General features: G+C 65.4%; 16 protein-coding genes. 4 read left to right on the top strand and 12 right to left on the bottom strand.

The window, feature by feature from the left end; genetic code table 11:
• The first annotated feature begins 29 nt into the window (after positions 1–29).
• The 4 genes from urtB to urtE all read left to right on the top strand — a co-directional run bounded on the left by urtB (position 30) and on the right by urtE (position 4,748).
• Entirely contained in the window at positions 30–1,958 is a 1,929-nt protein-coding gene (urtB, locus tag CRO07_RS12225; protein WP_097031003.1) for an urea ABC transporter permease subunit UrtB, read from the top strand.
• 120 nt (positions 1,959–2,078) lie between these two features.
• Positions 2,079–3,311, top strand: a complete 1,233-nt coding sequence (gene urtC, locus CRO07_RS12220; protein WP_097030966.1) for an urea ABC transporter permease subunit UrtC — start codon at positions 2,079–2,081, stop codon at positions 3,309–3,311.
• On the top strand, positions 3,308–4,051 hold the full coding sequence (gene urtD / locus CRO07_RS12215; protein WP_097030965.1) for an urea ABC transporter ATP-binding protein UrtD: 744 nt from the start codon (positions 3,308–3,310) through the stop codon (positions 4,049–4,051). Before urtC ends, urtD begins: the two co-directional genes overlap by 4 nt.
• Position 4,052: 1 nt before the next feature.
• Positions 4,053–4,748 carry an urea ABC transporter ATP-binding subunit UrtE gene (gene urtE / locus CRO07_RS12210; protein WP_097030964.1) on the top strand — a complete coding sequence of 232 codons (696 nt, stop codon included), beginning with the start codon at positions 4,053–4,055 and terminating at the stop codon, positions 4,746–4,748.
• 119 nt (positions 4,749–4,867) lie between these two features.
• Here urtE and cycA read toward each other — a convergent pair whose 3' ends face one another.
• From cycA to bchB, 12 genes are all read right to left on the bottom strand, one after another.
• Positions 4,868–5,305: a cytochrome c2 gene (gene cycA / locus CRO07_RS12205; RefSeq protein WP_097030963.1), complete on the bottom strand. Its 438-nt coding sequence runs from the start codon at positions 5,303–5,305 to the stop codon at positions 4,868–4,870.
• 330 nt (positions 5,306–5,635) lie between these two features.
• Positions 5,636–6,520: a putative photosynthetic complex assembly protein PuhE gene (gene puhE / locus CRO07_RS12200; protein WP_097030962.1), complete on the bottom strand. Its 885-nt coding sequence runs from the start codon at positions 6,518–6,520 to the stop codon at positions 5,636–5,638.
• A 62-nt stretch (positions 6,521–6,582) separates the two neighbouring features.
• A complete protein-coding gene (gene acsF, locus CRO07_RS12195; protein ID WP_097030961.1) occupies positions 6,583–7,674 on the bottom strand; it encodes a magnesium-protoporphyrin IX monomethyl ester (oxidative) cyclase in 1,092 nt (363 codons plus the stop codon).
• The gene (locus tag CRO07_RS12190; RefSeq protein ID WP_097030960.1) at positions 7,671–7,967 is read right to left on the bottom strand and encodes a hypothetical protein; all 297 of its coding nucleotides are present in this window, start codon (positions 7,965–7,967) and stop codon (positions 7,671–7,673) included. Before CRO07_RS12190 ends, acsF begins: the two co-directional genes overlap by 4 nt.
• Positions 7,968–7,989: 22 nt before the next feature.
• The gene (gene puhC, locus CRO07_RS12185; protein WP_097030959.1) at positions 7,990–8,451 is read right to left on the bottom strand and encodes a photosynthetic complex assembly protein PuhC; all 462 of its coding nucleotides are present in this window, start codon (positions 8,449–8,451) and stop codon (positions 7,990–7,992) included.
• A 10-nt stretch (positions 8,452–8,461) separates the two neighbouring features.
• Positions 8,462–9,103: a photosynthetic complex putative assembly protein PuhB gene (puhB, locus tag CRO07_RS12180; protein ID WP_097030958.1), complete on the bottom strand. Its 642-nt coding sequence runs from the start codon at positions 9,101–9,103 to the stop codon at positions 8,462–8,464.
• Positions 9,104–9,297: 194 nt separating this feature from the next.
• Positions 9,298–10,077, bottom strand: a complete 780-nt coding sequence (gene puhA, locus CRO07_RS12175; RefSeq protein ID WP_097030957.1) for a photosynthetic reaction center subunit H — start codon at positions 10,075–10,077, stop codon at positions 9,298–9,300.
• Positions 10,078–10,094: 17 nt separating this feature from the next.
• Positions 10,095–11,534, bottom strand: a complete 1,440-nt coding sequence (locus tag CRO07_RS12170; RefSeq protein ID WP_097030956.1) for a PucC family protein — start codon at positions 11,532–11,534, stop codon at positions 10,095–10,097.
• The gene (gene bchM, locus CRO07_RS12165; protein ID WP_097030955.1) at positions 11,531–12,199 is read right to left on the bottom strand and encodes a magnesium protoporphyrin IX methyltransferase; all 669 of its coding nucleotides are present in this window, start codon (positions 12,197–12,199) and stop codon (positions 11,531–11,533) included. Before bchM ends, CRO07_RS12170 begins: the two co-directional genes overlap by 4 nt.
• A gap of 46 nt (positions 12,200–12,245) precedes the next feature.
• Entirely contained in the window at positions 12,246–13,139 is an 894-nt protein-coding gene (bchL, locus tag CRO07_RS12160; protein WP_097030954.1) for a ferredoxin:protochlorophyllide reductase (ATP-dependent) iron-sulfur ATP-binding protein, read from the bottom strand.
• 70 nt (positions 13,140–13,209) lie between these two features.
• Positions 13,210–16,791 carry a magnesium chelatase subunit H gene (locus CRO07_RS12155; protein ID WP_097030953.1) on the bottom strand — a complete coding sequence of 1,194 codons (3,582 nt, stop codon included), beginning with the start codon at positions 16,789–16,791 and terminating at the stop codon, positions 13,210–13,212.
• Entirely contained in the window at positions 16,781–18,337 is a 1,557-nt protein-coding gene (gene bchB / locus CRO07_RS12150; protein ID WP_097030952.1) for a ferredoxin:protochlorophyllide reductase (ATP-dependent) subunit B, read from the bottom strand. Before bchB ends, CRO07_RS12155 begins: the two co-directional genes overlap by 11 nt.
• Between the last annotated feature and the right edge of the window lie 24 nt (positions 18,338–18,361).

Below are 18,361 nucleotides of genomic sequence, written 5' to 3'. Positions count from 1 at the left end.
CGTCCCCCTCTCTGATGGCCGAGGTCCGAATGCGATTTGTCCTGATTCTTGTCGCGGCGCTGGTGTCCGCGCTGCCCGCCCTTGCGCAAGGCACTCCCGCCGCGCAGATCCTGTCCGAAAACCGCGCGCTGATCGAAAAGGCCTCGCGCCAGACCATCGGCCCGGTGATCGAGGCGCTGGCCGCCTCGGGCGATCCCGCCGCCGCCACGATCCTCGCCGCCTGGGCCGACCGCAGCCTCGGCCTGCGCAAAGCCGACGGCAGCTTCGTTCTGATCGCCCCCGCCAATGGCGGCTGGGCGCTGAGCGATCTTGCCGGCACCCCTGCCGGCACCGCGCCCAAGGCCGAAATCGCGCAACTGCGCCCCAACAGCGGCGTGCGCGGCCTGATCGCCACGGCGCTTGTGCGGTTCCAGCTGGCCGACCCCGACCCGGTGCGGCGCGCACAGGCGCTGCAATCGGTCGCCCGCGATCCCGCCGCCGAACATCTCGCCCCCCTGCGCGCCGCACTGGCCCAGACCCCCGACCCGGCGCTGGCGCGGCTCGAACGGCTGCTGACCCTGCGCTTCGGCGCCACCGCTGACGAACGCGTGGCCGCCATCGACAGCTTCGGTCCCGACCTTGGCCTTGACCTGCGCGCCGCGCTGAACCCGCTGGTGGCGACCACCCGCGTTGCGGTCAAAAGTGCGCCGCAGGGCCTGAACGTCGCCCGCGAACTGACCCCCGGCAAGGATCTCCCGCGCGAGGATGCCTATGACCTTCTCGTGGCACAAGGCGCGGCCCCCGCCCGCCTGACCCGCACCGCGCAGCGCGAAACCCTGATCGCACAGATCCGCGACGGGGCCGTGGCGGGCATCCCCCTGCAGGCCCTCGACAGCCAACAGGCCCGCGACCGCGCCTATACGGCGCTGGAAACCCAAGGCATCGTGCCCGCCGCCGCCACAGAAGACGAGGTGACCGCAACCCTCGCCACCTTCCGCTTCCTCGAAACCTACGCCGAACCCGATCCCGCAGTCACGACCGCCGCTCGCAAGGCGCTTGACCGGATCGAGACCCGCGTGGGCCTGATGCAGGCCGCCGACCTGGCCCTTGATGCGGTCTCTCTCGCCTCGATCTACTTCCTTGCCGCCATCGGCCTTGCCATCACCTTCGGCGTGATGCGGGTGATCAACATGGCCCATGGCGAATTCATCATGATGGGCGCCTATACCGGCTATGTCACCCAGCTCTGGATCGCGGATTACACGATCTCGATCCTCGTGGCGCTGCCTCTCGCCTTCGCCGTCACCTTCGCGGCAGGCGTCGCGATGGAACGGCTGGTGATCCGCCACCTCTACAAACGCCCGCTGGAAACCCTGCTTGCGACCTTCGGCATCTCGATCGCCCTTCAGCAACTGGCCAAGAACATCTTCGGCACCCAGGCCCGGCCGCTCACCTCGCCTGCTTGGCTCGACGGCGCCCTCACCCTCAACGATGTGGTCTCGATCAGCTACATCCGCATCGCGATCTTCGCCCTGGCCCTGATCTTCCTCGGCATCTTCCTCTTCATCATGAAGCGCACCCGCCTCGGCCTCGAGGTCCGCGCCGTGACGCAAAACCCCGCGATGGCCGCATCGATGGGCATCAACCCCGACCGCATCAACATGCTGACCTTCGGCCTCGGCTCTGGCATCGCCGGAATTGCCGGCGTGGCCATCGGCCTCTTCGCCAAGGTCACCTCGGAACTCGGTCAGGACTATATCGTGCAAAGCTTCATGACCGTCGTCGTCGGCGGCGTCGGCAACATCTGGGGCACGCTTGCGGGCGCCGCGATGATCGGCGGCGCGCAAAAAGGGATCGAGTGGCTGAACCCCTCGAACACACTCGCCGCACAGACCTACATGATCCTGCTCATCATCATCTTCATCCAGTTCCGGCCACGGGGCATCATCGCCCTCAAAGGCCGCGCCGCCGGAGATTGACCCAGTGACCCGCCATTCCCTTTCATTCTGGCACAAATATCCCGGGGGGAGCGGGGGGCTGGCCCCCCGCCGCACCGGCCTGCGCCAGACACTCCGCCTTCCAGTTCCAGGTCTCATGGCATGAAACAGGGCTTTTTCGCGCGCAATCCGTCAGTGCTGGTGTTTCTTGCCCTGCTTGCCCTGTTCACCCTCGGCGTGACGCTGCTTTCGCACGCCTACGGCACGTCGTTCCTGTCCACCTCCTTCGTCAAGACGCTGGGCAAGACCCTCTGCCTCTGCCTTGTCGCGCTGGCGATGGATCTGGTCTGGGGCTACATGGGCATCCTCAGCCTTGGCCACATGGCCTTCTTCGCGCTGGGGGGCTACATGATCGGCATGTGGCTGATGTATGCCCGGACCGAGGAAATCGTGGTTCAGGCGCTGGCCAATGCCCCGCTGCCCGCGACCCCGCAGGAAATCGCCGATGGCGTGGCGACGCAGATCTTCGGCGTGGTGGGCGGGGCCGACCTGCCCGCGGTCTGGACCTTTGCCGGCAGTCTGCCTGCGCAACTGGTGCTGGTCGTGGCGGTGCCCGGTCTTCTGGCGCTGGCGTTCGGCTGGCTGGCGTTCCGCAGCCGGGTCACCGGCGTCTATCTCTCGATCCTGACGCAGGCGATGACGCTGGCGCTGGCGCTTTACCTTTACCAGAACGATTCGGGCCTGCGCGGCAACAACGGCCTGTCGGGGCTTCAGAACATCCCCGGCCTTGGCGGCGTGTCTCAGGATGCGCTGTCGGTCTGGTTTCTCTGGGCCTCGGCCGCGGCGCTGGCCCTCGGTTACCTGATCGCGGCCTGGGTCGTCTCGGGCAAGTTCGGATCGGTGATGCGCGCGATCCGCGACGACGAACAACGCGTGCGCTTCCTTGGCTATTCGGTCGAGGGCTACAAGCTCTTTGTCTTCACCGTCACCGCCATCGTCGCGGCCATTGCCGGCGCGCTTTACTATCCGCAGGCCGGCATCATTAACCCCGCCGAACTTGCGCCCATCGCCTCGATCTATCTGGCGGTCTGGGTCGCGATCGGGGGCAGGGGCCGGCTTTACGGCGCGGTCATCGGCGCGGCCTTCGTCTCGCTTCTGTCCACATGGTTCACCGGCGGGCGGGCGCCCTCAATCGACCTTGGCGTCTACATCATCCAGTGGGTCGATTGGTGGCAGATCCTGCTGGGCCTCTCCTTTGTCCTTGTCACGCTGTTCGCGCCGCAGGGCATCGGTGGCCTGATCGACTGGGCCGCGGGCCTGCGCCATCCCAGCCGCCGCGGCGCGGCCCTTGGCCCGAACGACGGCGCGCTGCAAGAAAAAGAGGCCACCGAATGAGCGCACTTCTTGAAGTTTCGGGCGTCTCGGTCACTTTTGACGGCTTTCGCGCGATCAACAACCTGTCCTTCAACATCGGCACGCAAGAGCTTCGCGCGATCATCGGGCCGAACGGGGCGGGCAAGACCACCTTCATGGACATCGTCACCGGCAAGACCCGGCCCGACGAAGGCAGCGTGACCTTCGGGGAACGCTCGGTCTCGCTGCTGTCGCTGTCCGAGGCGCAGATCGCGCAGGCCGGCGTGGGGCGAAAGTTCCAGCGTCCGACCGTGTTCGAGGATCAGACGGTGTTCGACAACCTGATGATGGCGCTGAAAAAGCCGCGCTCGCCGTTTGCGGTGCTGCTGTTCCGCCCGGCGAAGGTGGATGCCGAGCGGGTGGCCGAACTGGCCGCCGAGGTGGGCCTTCGCGATCATCTCGACCGCAAGTCGGGCGAGCTGTCGCACGGCCAGAAGCAATGGTTGGAAATCGGGATGCTTCTGGCGCAGGAACCGCGTCTGCTGCTGGTGGACGAACCCGCCGCCGGCATGACGCTGGCCGAGCGTGAACACACCACCGCGCTGCTGGTCGAGATGGCCAGAACCCGCGCGGTCGTGGTGGTGGAACATGACATGGAATTCGTGCGCCGGCTGAACTGCAAGGTCACGGTGCTGCACGAGGGTTCGGTTCTGGCCGAGGGCAGCCTTGACCATGTGACGAAGAACCCGGCCGTGATCGAAGTCTATCTGGGGCGTGGATAAGATGCTGAAAACCGAAGGGCTGACCCTGCATTACGGCGGCAGCCAGATCCTTTACGGGATCGACATGGAAGCCCGCGCCGGCGAGGTGACCTGCATCATGGGCACCAATGGCGTGGGCAAGACCTCGCTGCTGAAGGCGATTGCCGGGGCGCATCCGCGCTCGGGCGGCAGGGTGATCCTCAATGGCGAGGATCTGCCGAAACTGCCGCCGCAGGGCATGGCGCGGCGGGGGCTGGGGTTCGTGCCGCAGGGCCGGATGATCTTCCCGCTGTTGACGGTGACCGAGAATCTGCAAACCGGCTTTGCCACCTTGCCGAAGTCCGAACATCGCATCCCGGACGAGATCTACGACCTGTTCCCGGTGCTGAAGGACATGGCCCACCGCCGCGGCGGCGACCTGTCGGGGGGGCAGCAACAGCAACTGGCCATCGCGCGGGCGATGATCATGAAGCCCAGACTTTTGCTGCTGGACGAGCCGACCGAGGGCATCCAGCCCAACATCATCCAGCAGATCGGTCGGGTGATTTCCTATCTGCGCGAAAAGGGCGATATGGCGATCATTCTGGTCGAGCAGTATTTCGACTTTGCCTATGGTCTGGCCGACCGCTTTTATGTGCTGAAGCGTGGCGCGGTCGATGTGGCCGGCACGAAGGCGGAACTGGGCCGAGACCGGGTGCGGCAGGCGGTGTCCGTCTGATCGGCCGGTTTCGGCCGCCCATCCGCGCAGGGCTGCCAAAGTGGCAGCAGCCAGACGAAAGGGCCGGCGGTGTCCCGCCGGCCCTTCGTGCTATCGGATGACCGATCGCGAAACGCGCGTCACTGAGCCGGCGAAACCGAAACGAGGTAGGCCCAGATGTTGTGGGCGTCTTCTTCCTTCTTCAGTTTGAAGGTCATCTTGCCCTTGGCTTTCGAATCGCCGGTGTAGTCCTTCAGGAACTTGGTCGGGTCCTGAACGTAGGTGATGAAATGCTCTTCATCCCAGTTCAGGCCCTTTTCGCCGGCGGCAACCATGCCGTCGCCATAGCCTTTGAAGTCTTCGCGCGTGCCGGCTTTGCGGCCGACGACGCCGTAGAGGTTCGGGCCGGTCTTGGCGTTGCGGCCGGCGATGACGGTGCCGGCGTCGTCCACGACGACATGGCAGGTCAGGCACTGGTTGAAGGCCTTCTCACCCGCGGCGGCATCGCCTTCCTGGGCGACAGCGGGGGCGGCCGCGAAAGCGGCGATGGCTGCGAGGGCCTTGACGTCGAACTTCATGTGGATCCTCCCTGTATGGGTAGATGGGTGTGACGATATTGGTGCCGCCGGCACATACTTGTTACTCTGGAACGCGGGCTCCGGTTCATCTCATGCCACTGCCTGAGGGATCGCGCAACGGGATAGAAGGCGGCAAAAAAGGTAATGGTCGTGCTTGCCAAATGGCGCGGGAAGGGCTGGCCCGTTGGGGCCTGCGACGGTCTGTCGGCGGTGGCACGGCTGAACATCTGGCTTCCTGCCGGAGCAATTCGGACGGGCGGACTATGGCGCTGGCGCCCGTCCGCCTTGATATGACTGATTGCCGCAGAACCTTTTCCCGCCGGTCCCGGACTAAAGGCCGTTTGCCTTTTTATTCAGCAACTTGACCTCGGGCGCCCGTGCGGGTTCTGCGGCGTTCCGGGGTGCGGGATGCGAGGCAGGGTGATAGGGCCCGACAGGGATTCGCGGCTCTGGCATCATCCATTTCCACAGCTTCTTGTCCTGAAGGTTCATCACCATGAACCAGTGTTCCAGCACCGCCAGCGCCGTCAGCGCCGCCAGCAGCCAGAAGCCGACCGCACGATGATTTGACCCATCCGCCGACAGCGCGCGTTCGACCCAGCAGCCAGTGGCGAAGGTCAGAAGCGTGATCGACAGCGGGAAGAAATTGTTCATCCGGGTGCGGCGGAAGTAGCTGGGCAGGTGCGATAGCGTCGAGGGCAGGAACTCGACGTTGATGTAGGGCACGCCAAGATACAGGTTCAGCTTGGCCGAGATCCGGGCGATGAACAGGATCATGAAGGTCCAAAGCCCGAAACGGTTCGGCGTTCCGACCGCATGCATGGTCATGGCGACCAGAACCGTCAGCAGCACGATTTCGTGCCACAGGACGGTGCCGACCGCGCGCAGGAACCGCTCGACCGGGCGGGCGTGGGCCGGGCAGGGGCCGGTGTTCGGGCCGGTGATGACGCCCGACAGGAACGCAAGCTCGATCCAGCCCCAGATGGCCAGCGCCGACAGGAAGGCGACATAGACCCCCTTGACCGACAGATCGGCCAGCGTGTGCGAATAGCCCCAGACCCCCGCGAACAGCAGGGGCAGGCCGATGATCACCGAAATCATGTGCGATTCCGGGCCGCGGTTGTCGGCATGGCGCACCCGCCACAGCAAAATGCCGGTCGAGAACCACCAGACGAAGATGGCCGACAGGGCGACGACCCAGGGACTCGTAAACATCAGCGGTCACTCCGCCTTAGAGAAGGAAGCGGGCAGCGCCCGCCTCCGCTGTTCTTGCACGTTCAATAGACAGGCTCCAGTCGGACAGTCTGCGGCAAGTCGTTCGTCTTGACCGGGATGGTGTAAAGCGAGACGAACGCCGCCGCCGCCTGCGCCATCCCCAGCGCCTTTTTCAGCCGTCCGCCAAGGCCGCCCTGACGCGCACCTTCGTCCATCCGGATGAAGCCTTCGTTCATGCGGTTCAGGCCGGGCTTCCAGCGCGGATGGTCGATGTCGATCTCGACCGGGAAGATCTGCCGGGCAATTTCCGAGGTCTTGCGGAACACCTCTTGGTCATACCAGTCGATATCCACCCCCAGCGCCTTGTGAAACTCGGGCCGGGCGTGGTCGCGCACCCACATGGTCGAATAGACCGCGGTCAGGAAGAACCGGATCCACAGCTTGTTTGTCACCGAACCCGTCAGCTTCGGATCGGTCTTCATCAAGAGCGCAAAGGCCTCGCCATGGCGGAACTCGTCGTTGCACCATTCCTTGAACCACTTGAAGATCGGATGGAAGCGGTGCTGGGGGGTCGCCTCAAGATGCCGATAGATCGTGATATAGCGCGCGTAGCCGATCTTTTCCGACAGATAGGTGGCGTAGTAGATGAACTTGGGCCGGAAATAGGTGTATTTCTTGGCCTTGGTCAGAAAGCCCAGGTTCACCGCCACGCCCGCCTCGCGCAGGGCATCATTGATGAAACCTGCGTGCCGAGCCTCGTCCCGGGCCATGTAGTTGAACAGCGCGCAGATGTCGGGGTTGCTGCCGCGGCGCTTCATTTCCTTGTAAAGCACGCAGCCCGAAAACTCGGCTGTGCAGGACGATACCAGAAAATCGATGAACTCGACCCGAAGGGCAGGGTCCATCGCGTCCCAGTCGATCCGGTCCCAGTCGTCGGTCTTGCGGAAATGCGCCTTGTTCGGATCGGCCTGCATTTCGGCCAGCAGCGCATCCCATTCGGCGCGCACCGGGGTCACGTCGATCCGGTCAAGCTCGTCGAAGTCGGTGGTGTAGAACCGCGGGTTCAGGATGTGGGTTTCCGTGGCCATCGCCGTGGTATCGGCGACCGCCTGCGGGGTGAGAACGGGGGACAGATCTCCGGGCGCCGCGTTCACAGCGTCACCTGTTCGGAAAAGGAAAACTCGCACAATTCCATCGCGCCCAGATCGCCGGTGGCCTTTGTCCAAAGCCGTTCCAGCAGGCTGGCACGCGTGATGGTGGCGGTGCGCTCAGCCACCACCACCTCGCCAAAGGCGGCCATCACCGGCGCGCCGTGAACCAGAACCTCGTCGCCCGGATGAACGACGGCACCATTATCGAAACGCACATGCGCGTGGAGAGACTCGAACCGATGACTTACTTCAACGGTGCAGGGCACCTCTTCCGCTCGTTTCGTGAACAGACCCATCTGGGCTCCCTTCTGGTTGGCGTCATTCGGAGAGCAGCCGGTCGAAAATCGCCTTGTTGTCTTCCCCGAATGCCTGAAGCTCTGTGCTCCAGCCGGTTGCATCGTCTTGCAGGGAAAGTCTGCCGTTCTCGTACTTCACCAACCGCACGGGCGGGTTACCGTCTACCCTGTGCACGGTGCGGGCGCGCGCAAGGCCAATCTTGATCACGGCGACAAAGCCGCCGTCTTCTGCCTGAAACAGGATGTCCCCTTCGGGCGAGCGGACTTCGACCGCCTGCTTGCCCAGACCTTCCAGGATCAGCGGGCGTTCGGCCACCACGGGCGCCGCCTGCGGCTGGCCCGTGGGTTCGCGTCCCGTCAGAACCGCATAGCTGGCGATGGCCAGCGATCCCAGCGCCAGCGCGAACATCCCCTTCACCATGAACGGCGGGATCAGTTCCTTTTCGGGCTCGGGCTTGCGACGGGGGGCGTTGGGGTTTGTCATCGGAACTTCCTCAGGCGGCCGGCATCGCGCCGGCAGGGGCCGCAGCCTCGGGGGCGCGGCTGATGGTGGGCATCGACAGCCGCGATTCCGCCGCATCCGACAGGATGCGCGCGACGCGGGCGGCATCGGGGATGCAGCGCAGCGCCGGCTGACCGCGCCACTTCCACGGCCGGATATGCGGCCAGCAGACCAGTTTCGAGATCCGGTTCGGCTTGGCGATCAGCATGGCGATGGTGCCGGTGCCCGACTTGCGCAGATCGAGATCGGCGCTTTCGATCTGGGTGAAGGGCAGGTTCAGCGTCACCGACAGCGCGGCGCCGATCCGCATCGCCACCCGGGCGGTGGTGATGGTGTAGACTGTGGCGCGGGCCTGCCAATAGGCACCGACCAGCAACAACAGATAGGTCAGCACCCCCATGGCGGCATAGGGCGTGCCATAGGCCACCGCCATCGGCAGCCCGCCATCCGCCCAGCCCGAGGCTGCGCGCCACGCCACGATCACCGCGAAATAGCCCGCGATCCAGTTCACCTTGTAAGCCTCGCGCGCCAGCGCGAAGGCGGCGGGGCGTCCCTGCCAAAGGATCGTCTCACCTTTCGGCGGCTCTGCGGGAAGACCGGGAATCGGTTCGAAGGCAAAATCGTCATGGTCCATCGTGGTCTCCCGTGGCGGATGCGGATCGGATGCGGATAGGGAAAATGGAAACTGATACGTAAACGGTCGGCTTCGGATCGGGCCGGTTGCGACTGGCTGCGGATCTGGCCGGACGCGGATGCGGTCCCATGGGACCGGACACGGATCGGGCCGGCAATGCGGCGCGGCCCCGGGAAGGGCCGCGCCGTAGGTCATCAGGCGTATTCGGCCAGCATGGCCTGGATCACCGACTTGCGCTTCGGCGCGGCATACATCAGGCCGCCCGCAACATAGCCGCAGATCTTGTCTTCTTCCAGAAGGGTCACTTCCGAAGCCGACTTGGTGGTCGGGATGCCGGCGAACAGGTCCGACGACAGCGCGTTCACGTCAACGCGGTTGTGCTTGACCTTCACCATCGGCATCGGAACAAGGCGCTTGCTGCCGTCTTTCAGTTCGACCTCAAGGTAGCGGATCATCTGTTCCGGCACGTCGATCCACAGATCGACGACCTTGCCAGCGATTTCCAGATCGCAGCCGCGAACCGGCAGACCGATCGGGTTCTTGCCAGCCGAAACGACAAAGCCCGAGCCCTTCATCGGCTTGATCTTGGCATGGCCGTGGCCATCCAGTTCCGGCACGTCGCGACGCGCAACCCACGAAGCCGGGCCAACGCCGTCCGCCATCGGGTCGCCGGTGGGCGCATGCGGGAAGCCTTCCGACACGGCCGTGCGGGCCAGCGGGATCGGACGGTCTTCGCTTTCCGGGCCGGGAACGGTCAGGGTGCCACGGCCGAAGGGCAGGATGAAGGTCTTCGGCTTCGGCAGCGGGAACGGGCCCTGGTTCGCGGCCGGCGTGCCGTCCTCGTTTTCCAGCGGATAGCCCTCGCGCATGTTCTCGGTCTGGAGGTAGTAGATCAGGCCCGCGAGGAAGATCCAGAAGCTATAGATCGCCAGCGACGCCAGATCGAAGTTTCCAAAAGCAGTCACACCAACCATTTAAGGGTCCTCCGGTGTCAGGTGGGGAAGTCGGCAATGCCCATCCGGGCCCCGCCGACCGATCGTTCAGATGCGAGGATCGTGGTCCGGACCAGAGGGCCCAGCACGATCAGGGTGGCGAACAGCAGCCCGATCTCGAGGATGTAGACGAAGCTGTAGCCAAAGGCCGCGTCCTGAAGCGCGGCACCAAGATGCCCCGCCTTGGCCCAATGGCCGATAAGGTCGCGCAGCGCGCCGCCCAGGAAGATGGCGACGCCTGCCGCCGTGGCCTGCGCAGCCCCCCACGCGCCGAGGGCAAGACCCCGTCCGGCCAGACCGGACGACGGGATCGCCATCGCCATCGTGAGGGTGGCGACGGAAAACAGACCGCCGCCCATCCCGATCAGCGCCGCGCCGGCGAAAAACATCGCCGAGGACTCCGCGGGCCACGCGAAGAGCACGAGCGAGAAGGCCGCAAGCCCGATCAGGATTCCCCGTCCCGCCATGCGGGCCGGGTCGAGACCGCGCGCCAGCCAGCGCGCGGCAAGTCCAAAGCCGATCAGCGCACCCACCGACCACATCGCGGTCAGAAGGGTGGTCGCGCTTACAGGCAAACCGATGACCTCGCCGCCATAGGGTTCCAGCAGCACGTCCTGCATGTTGAAGGCAAGCGTGCCGCAGGCCACCGCGGCCAGAAGTCGCGCGGCAGTGCCGTCGGCATTCAGGTCGCGCCATGCATCGCGAAGGCGCGGCCGCGGCGCGGCACGCTCTTCCTTCGACATCGGGCGCACATGTTCCTGTTTCCACAGCGCGATCAGGTTCAGCACCATGGTCAGCGCGGCGCAGCCCTGCACCACGCGGATCAGCCGCATCTGGGAAAAGTCCGAGAGCAGCCAGCCGACCACCACCGACGAAATCGCCATGCCCACAAGGAACATGACGTAAAGCAGCGCCACGACACGGGGACGCGTCTCATCGGTTGCGCGGTCAGAGGCCAGGGCCAGGCCCGCGGTCTGCGTCATGTGCATCCCAAGGCCGGCCATCAGGAACGCCAGCGCCGCCAGCGCCTCGCCTGCCCATGTGGGCCCGTGGATCTGGTCGCCCGACAGCACGATCAGCGCGAACGGCATTATCGCCAGCCCGCCCATCTGCCAGAGCGAGCCGAACCAGAGATAGGGGATACGCTTCCAGCCCAGAGACGAGCGGTAAGTGTCGCTGCGATGCCCCAGAAGCGCCCGGAACGGCGCCGACAGCACCGGCAGCGCGATCATCAGCGCCACCACCGTGGCGGGGACCGCCAGTTCGACGATCATCACCCGGTTCAGCGTGCCCAGCAACAACACCGAACACATCCCGACCGACACCTGAAACAGCGACAATCGCAGAAGTTGCCGCAAAGGCAGCCCTTCCGAGGCCGCATCCGCGAAGGGAAGCGCACCGATCGTCAGTCTTTTCAGCTGCTTCCGCCCCAGGATCACGGCCGGAACTCCAGACACTCGGAGATGTAGAAGCCGCGCGAGATACGCCCGATCTTCACCAGCCGCCCCCCCGTCGCCTCATTCAAGGGCTTGAACGGGTGCGGGATCATCACTGGCGATCGGTCGGACCTCGGGAACAGCTTTCCCATCCACCAAAACGCCATCAGGAAAGGCGTTCGCGGCGCCACGGTAAAGACGACCGAATGCCGCGTGCGGGCGCCAAGCCTGTCCAGCGCCTTCGCAATGTCGGCGTCGGTGTAGTAGATCAGGCTATCCATCGCCACGACATAGTCGAAGCTGCCCAGATCGTCCGACAACATGTCGCCGCTGGTAAAGGTCACGCGGTCCAGATGTTCCGGCGGCAGGCGTTTCTTTGCGATCTCGACCAGTTGCGGCGAAATGTCGATGGCGGTCACATGCGCGCCTCGGGCGGCCAGCTCGGCCGTCATCTGACCGGCGCCGCAGCCGGCATCCAGCACACGCAGTCCAGTCAGATCCTTCGGCAGCCGCCACAACATCGTGGCGCGCATCTTGTCGCGCCCTTCGCGGACGGTCTGGCGGATGCGGCTCACCGGCGCAGACGAGGTCAGCCGCTCCCAGGTATGGGTGGCGGTGCGGTCGAAGTAATGTTCGACACGGTCGCGGGTGGTCGAATAGTCGTTCATGGGTTCTTCCTGATTGGCCGGGCCACAGGGCCCGGCAGGGGTCGGCTCAATCGAAACCCAGCAACTCGAAAATCTCGCGATCCGGCAGCGAGTGCGGCGACATCGGCGGCAGACCATCCCACAGGCTTTGCGCCAGCCGCAGGTATTCCGCCCGTGCGATCAGCACATCGGGATCGTCGTCCATCGCAAACAGGGTCTTCTTCTTCAGACGCGAGCGGCGGATCGCGTCCAGATCCGGCATATGCGCCAGACGGCGGAAATCCGAGGCGGCACAGAAGCGGTCAACCTCATCCGTCGCGCGCGAGCGGTTGGCGACGCAGCCGGCCAGCCGCACCTTGTAGTTCTTCGACTTGGCCTGCACCGCGGCGATGATGCGGTTCATGGCGTAGATCGAGTCGAAATCATTCGCCGTCACCACCACCGCCTGATCGGCGTGCTGCAAGGGCGCGGCAAAGCCGCCGCAGACCACGTCGCCCAGCACGTCGAAGATCACCACATCGGTGTCATCGAGCAGATGGTGCTGTTTCAGCAGTTTCACCGTCTGGCCCACGACATAGCCACCGCAGCCGGTGCCCGCAGGCGGGCCGCCCGCCTCGACGCACATCACGCCGTTGAAGCCTTCGAAGACGAAATCCTCGGGGCGCAGTTCCTCGGGGTGAAAGTCCACATCCTTCAGAACGTCGATCACCGTCGGCACAAGGCTGCCGGTCAGGGTGAAGGTCGAATCGTGCTTCGGGTCGCAGCCGATCTGTAACACCCGCTTGCCCAGGATCGAGAAGGCCGCCGACAGGTTCGACGAAGTGGTCGACTTGCCGATGCCGCCCTTGCCGTAGATGGCGAAGACCTTGGCGCCGGTGATGCGGTCGCTTTCGTCCAGATGGACCTGCACGGAGCCTTCGCCATCCTCTCCGGTCAGGTTCGGTACGTCTTTCGGGCTCATCGGAGGCCCCCTTCAAAAGTTAAAGCCATCCCTGCCGCGGGCAGGGCTTGCCGCCCGGGGGCGCGCCGCCTTATTCGGCGGCGATCCCCTCCAGCCGGTCTTCCAACTCGTCCGCAGCCCCCTGAAGCGCGGCAAGCGTTTCCGCGTCGGGCTGCCAATAGTTACGGGCACTTGCTTCCAGAAGGCGTTCGGCCATGCGCACGCTCGCCTCGGGGTTCAGTTCGGCCAGACGGCGGCGCATCGCCTCGTCCAGAACGAAGGTCTCGGACAGGCGCTGATAGACCCACGGTTCGACCTGCTGGGTCGTGGCCGACCAGCCAAGCGTGTTGGTCACCTGCGCCTCGATCTGGCGGACCCCTTCGGCGCCATGGCGCAGCAGACCTTCGTAATACTTCGGGTTCAGGCTGCGGGCGCGGGTTTCCAGCGCGATCTGATCCTTCAGCGTGCGGACCGTGCCGCCGCCGCGGGTCTGGTCACCGATGTAGACCGCCGCTTCCTCGCCCTTGGCGCGCTTCACCGCACGCGCGATGCCGCCCAGCGTGTCGAAGTAATGGTCGACGGTGGTGACGCCCAGTTCCACGGATTCAAGGTTCTGATAGGCCACATCGACGGTTTTCAGCGATTTCTGCAACAGCGCGGCGTTCTGCACCGGCTTGCCCGACCGGCCATAGGCGAAGCTTTTGCGCGACTCGTAGGCGTCGGCCAGCTCGTCTTCCTCGCCAAAGGCGGACGATCCCACCAGCACGTTCACGTTCGAGCCATAGGCCCCTTCCGCGTTCGAGAACACGCGAAGCGAGGCGGTCTCCATGTCGACGCCCATTTCCTGCGCATAGGCAAGGGCATGGGCACGGATGAAGTTCTGCGCCAGCGGTTCGTCTTCGGCATGGGCGCATTTCCACGCGGCCTCGGCCAACATCCGGGTCTGAAGCGGCAGCAGGTCGCGGAAGATGCCAGACAGCGTCATGATGACGTCGATCCGCGGGCGGCCCAGTTCCGACAGCGGGATCAGATCCGCGCCCGCCAGCCGGCCATAATGGTCGAACCGCGGCCGCGCCCCCATCAGCGCCAGCGCCTGCGCGATCGGCCCGCCGTCGGACTTGATGTTGTCCGAGCCCCACAGCACCAGCGCCACCGTGCGCGGCAGCGTGGCATGGGCATCCAGCAGCCGCTGCGCCTGCGCCGCGCCATCCTGCAACGCATAGGCGGTGGGCATGCGGAACGGGTCGAAGGCGTGGATGTTGCGGCCCGTCGGCAGGATCTCGGGCGCGCGGATCAGGTCGCCGCCGGGGACCGGCTCCATGAAATGGCCGCCAAGGGCGCGCAGCAGGCCGGGGATCTCGGTTTCCTGCCGCAGCAGGCTTTCGATCTCGGCACGGCGTTCGGCGTCCATCTCGGGCATCAGCGCGATATTGGCGGCGATCTGCTCCTCGGTCATGGGGGTTCCCACGACATGCAGACCGTCGGTAATCAGCGAGCCTTCGGTTTCCAAGAGCTTCAGCCACATCCGGTCGATGTCGTGGCCGTCAAGGTTCACCGCCTTGGCCTGTTCCTGGATCAGGATCGCCAGATCGTCACGTTCGGGCGCCTCGGGGGTCAGCTGGCGATAGCGCGTCAGGCTGTCCTTCAGATCCTGCAAGCCACGGTAAAGACCGGCTTGCGTCAAGGGCGGCGTCAGATGCGAGACGGTGATCGCGTTGGTCCGCCGCTTGGCCAGCGAGGCCTCGGACGGGTTGTTCGCGGCATAAAGGTAGACGTTCGGCAGCGCGCCGATCAGCCGGTCGGGCCAGCAGGCGCCCGACATGCCGGCCTGCTTGCCGGGCATGAATTCCAGCGCGCCGTGCATCCCGAAGTGCAGCAGGACGTCGGCGCCGAAATCCTCGCGCAGCCAGCGGTAGAACACGCTGAAGGCGTGGGTCGGGGCAAAGCCCTTTTCGAACAGAAGGCGCATCGGGTCGCCTTCATAGCCGAACACCGGCTGGATGCCGACAAACACGTTGCCGAAGTTCTGGCCAAGGATATAGACGCCGCGGCCATCCGACTGGATGCGGCCGGGGGCGGCGCCCCATGCCTTTTCGATATCGGCCAGCCACGGGGTCTTGGCCACGATCTGTTCGGCCGGGACATGGGCCGCGATGTTGGCGGGCTGTCCATACTGGCTGGAGGTGCCGCCCAGAACCGCATCGCGCAGCGCCTGAACGCTTTCGGGAACCTCAAGCTGATAGCCCTCGCGCTTCATCGCGTTAAGGACGTTGAACAGGCTTTCGAACACGCCGAGATAGGCGGCGGTGCCGACCGCGCCCGCGTTCGGCGGGAAGCCGTAAAGCACGACGCCCACGCGGCGCTCGGCCACCTTGGACCTGCGCAGAAGCGCCAGTCGCAGGGTCTTTTCGGCCAGTGTCCGGATGCGTTCATGGCAGGGCGCCATGGCGCGGGTCTCGGCGCCCTGCGCCGTCGCGCGGCAGCCCCCGGGGCAGCCGTCGCAACCGGCAAGGTCGTGGCGACCGGCAAAGACGGTGGGGTTCGTGGCGCCGTCGATCTCGGGCAGGGCCACCAGCATTGTGGTTTCAACCGGGCCAAGGCCGCCGCCGGCCTGCGCCCACTGGCCCAGCGTCTGGAATTCCAGCGGATGGGCGGCGACATAGGGCACGTCCAGCGCCTTCAGCGCCTCGACCGCCGAGGGGCTGTCATTATAGGCCGGGCCGCCGACAAGGCTGAAGCCGGTCAGCGACACCATGGCGTCGATGCTGCTGCCGTAGGCATCCTTGAAATAGGCGTCGATCGCCGGGCGTCCGTCCAGACCGCCGGCAAAGGCCGGAAGCACGGCGATGCCCTTGGCCTCGAACGCCTCGATCACCGCGTCGTAATGGGCAGTATCTGATGCGAGGATGTAGGACCGCAGCATCAGAAGCCCCACCGTGACCTTGGCGCCCGCGGGGCGGGGAAGGTCGTTCGGATCGGTGGTGATGCGGTCGGGCAGGCGGGGGTGATAAAGGCCCACCTCGGGGTATTCGATCGGGGCCTTGGCGTGGACCTTGTGCCACTCGCGCACCCGGGAATAGCGCGACACCAGATAGCGCAGCATCTGTTCCAGGTTGTCGTCGGACCCGCCCAGCCAGTATTGCATCGACAGGAACCAGGCGCGCAGATCCTGCGCCTTGCCTGGCACGAACTTCAGCATCTTCGGGATGGTGCGCAGCATCCGCATCTGGCTTTCGCCGCCATTGCCAGATTCCTTGCTGGAACCGCGCAACTTCTTCAGCAGCGCCATCGGCCCCGAAGCGGGTTTCTGCATGTCGAGATCGCCCATCTTCGTGAGTTTCACGATCTGGGGATCGGCGATCATGCCGACAAAGGCATCCACACGCTCGCGCGCGGCCTGAAGCTCGGGGAGGACGGCGTTGATATGTTCCTCGATGAACAGCAGGTTCGCAATGACGATATCGGCGCTGTTGATCGCCTGTTTCGCCTTGACCAGCGCCTCGGGCTTTTCGGCCCATTCGGCTGCGGCATGGATCGAGACCGTCAGCCCCGGAAAATCCTGCCGCAGACGCGGAGCGATCCGGGCTGCCGGCCCGGCCGCATGGGCGTCGAGCGTGACGATGACGATGTTGTAGCCGGTCACGCCGGCCGAACCTGAGACTTCACCGCGCATAATGAGCCTTCGCCTCGTACAGGGTCTCGATGCTGATCCGGGTCAGGCCCTTTTCAGCTGCGAATTTCTCGGTGTTCCTGCGTGCCTTGCCGCGCACGAAGAACGGGATCTTCTTCAGCTCTTTCTCGGCGTCCGACAGCCAGACGATCTCTCCGGCTTCGGCGGGGGGGACGGCCTCGGGGGGCATCGAGCCCCCCTCGGCCGTGGCCTCGGCGCGGGGCGCCGCGGCGGCGACAGCCTTGCCACCGTGGTGCGAGGGGCCGGCCTCATCGTGGAACTCGAAATCCTCGCGGAACATGGTGAGGAGGTGTTCCTCGAGGCCCATGGTCAGCGGATGGATCCAGGTGTCGAAGATGACGTTGGCGCCTTCGAACCCCATCTGCGGCGAATAGCGGGCCGGGAAGTCCTGCACATGGACCGGCGCCGAGATCACCGCGCAGGGGATGCCGAGCCGCTTGGCGATGTGGCGTTCCATCTGCGTGCCGAGGATCAGTTCCGGCGCAAGGGCCTGGATCGCCTCTTCGACTTCCAGATAGTCGTCGGTGATCAGCGCCTCGAGCCCGTAGTCCTTGGCGGCGGCGCGCATCGGGCGCGCGTATTCGCGGTTGTAGCAGCCCATGCCGACGACCTCGAAGCCGACTTCGTCGCGGGCGATGCGCGCCGCGGCGATCACATGGGTCGCGTCGCCGAACAGGAACACCCGCTTGCCGGTCAGGTAGGTCGAGTCGACCGAGGCCGACCACCACGGCTGGCGCAGGCGGGATTCATCCGCCTTCGGGGCCACACCGGCCAGTTTCGCCACTTCGGCGATGAAGTCGCGCGTGGCGCCGACGCCGATCGGGACGGTCCGGGTATAGGGCTGACCCAGCGCCTTTTCGGCCCAGCGGGCCGCGGATTCGGCGGTTTCCGGGTAAAGCAGCACGTTGAAATGCGCAGCCCCCATCCGGGCGATGTCGGCGGGGCTGGCGCCCATCGGCGCCACCACGTTCACCGCGATTCCCATGCCGGTCAGAAGCTGGGTGATTTCGGTCACGTCATCGCGGTGACGGAACCCAAGCGCGGTCGGACCCAGGATGTTGCACGACACCTGCGCCGTCCGCTCGACCGGCTTGGCCAGTTTGCGGCAGATCTGAAGGAAGCTTTCGTCGCAGCCGAAATTCTCTTTCCGCTGATAGGACGGCAGTTCCAGATGCACGACCGGCACCGGCAGGGCCAGCGCATCGGCAAGCCCGCCGGTATCGTCCTGGATCAGTTCCGCGGTGCAGGACGACCCCACCATGATCGCCTGCGGCTGGAACCGCTGATAGGCGTCGCGGCAGGCCGACTGGAACACCTCGGCCGTGTCCGAGCCCAGATCGCGGGCTTGAAAGGTGGTGTAGCTGACCGGCGGGCGTTTGCCGCGCCGCTCGATCATGGTGAAAAGCAGGTCCGCGTATGTGTCGCCCTGCGGGGCGTGCAATACATAGTGCAGGCCGGTCATGCCGGTCGCCACACGCATCGCGCCCACATGGGGCGGGCCTTCATATGTCCAGAGCGTCAGTTTCATGTCCGGTTCCCGGGGCCGTGAGCC

The sequence above is a fragment of the Cereibacter ovatus genome (genome assembly GCF_900207575.1).
Taxonomy (GTDB): domain Bacteria; phylum Pseudomonadota; class Alphaproteobacteria; order Rhodobacterales; family Rhodobacteraceae; genus Cereibacter_A; species Cereibacter_A ovatus.
Note: the sequence above shows the minus strand (reverse complement) of the source record. Positions and strands in the feature narration are given on the sequence as shown.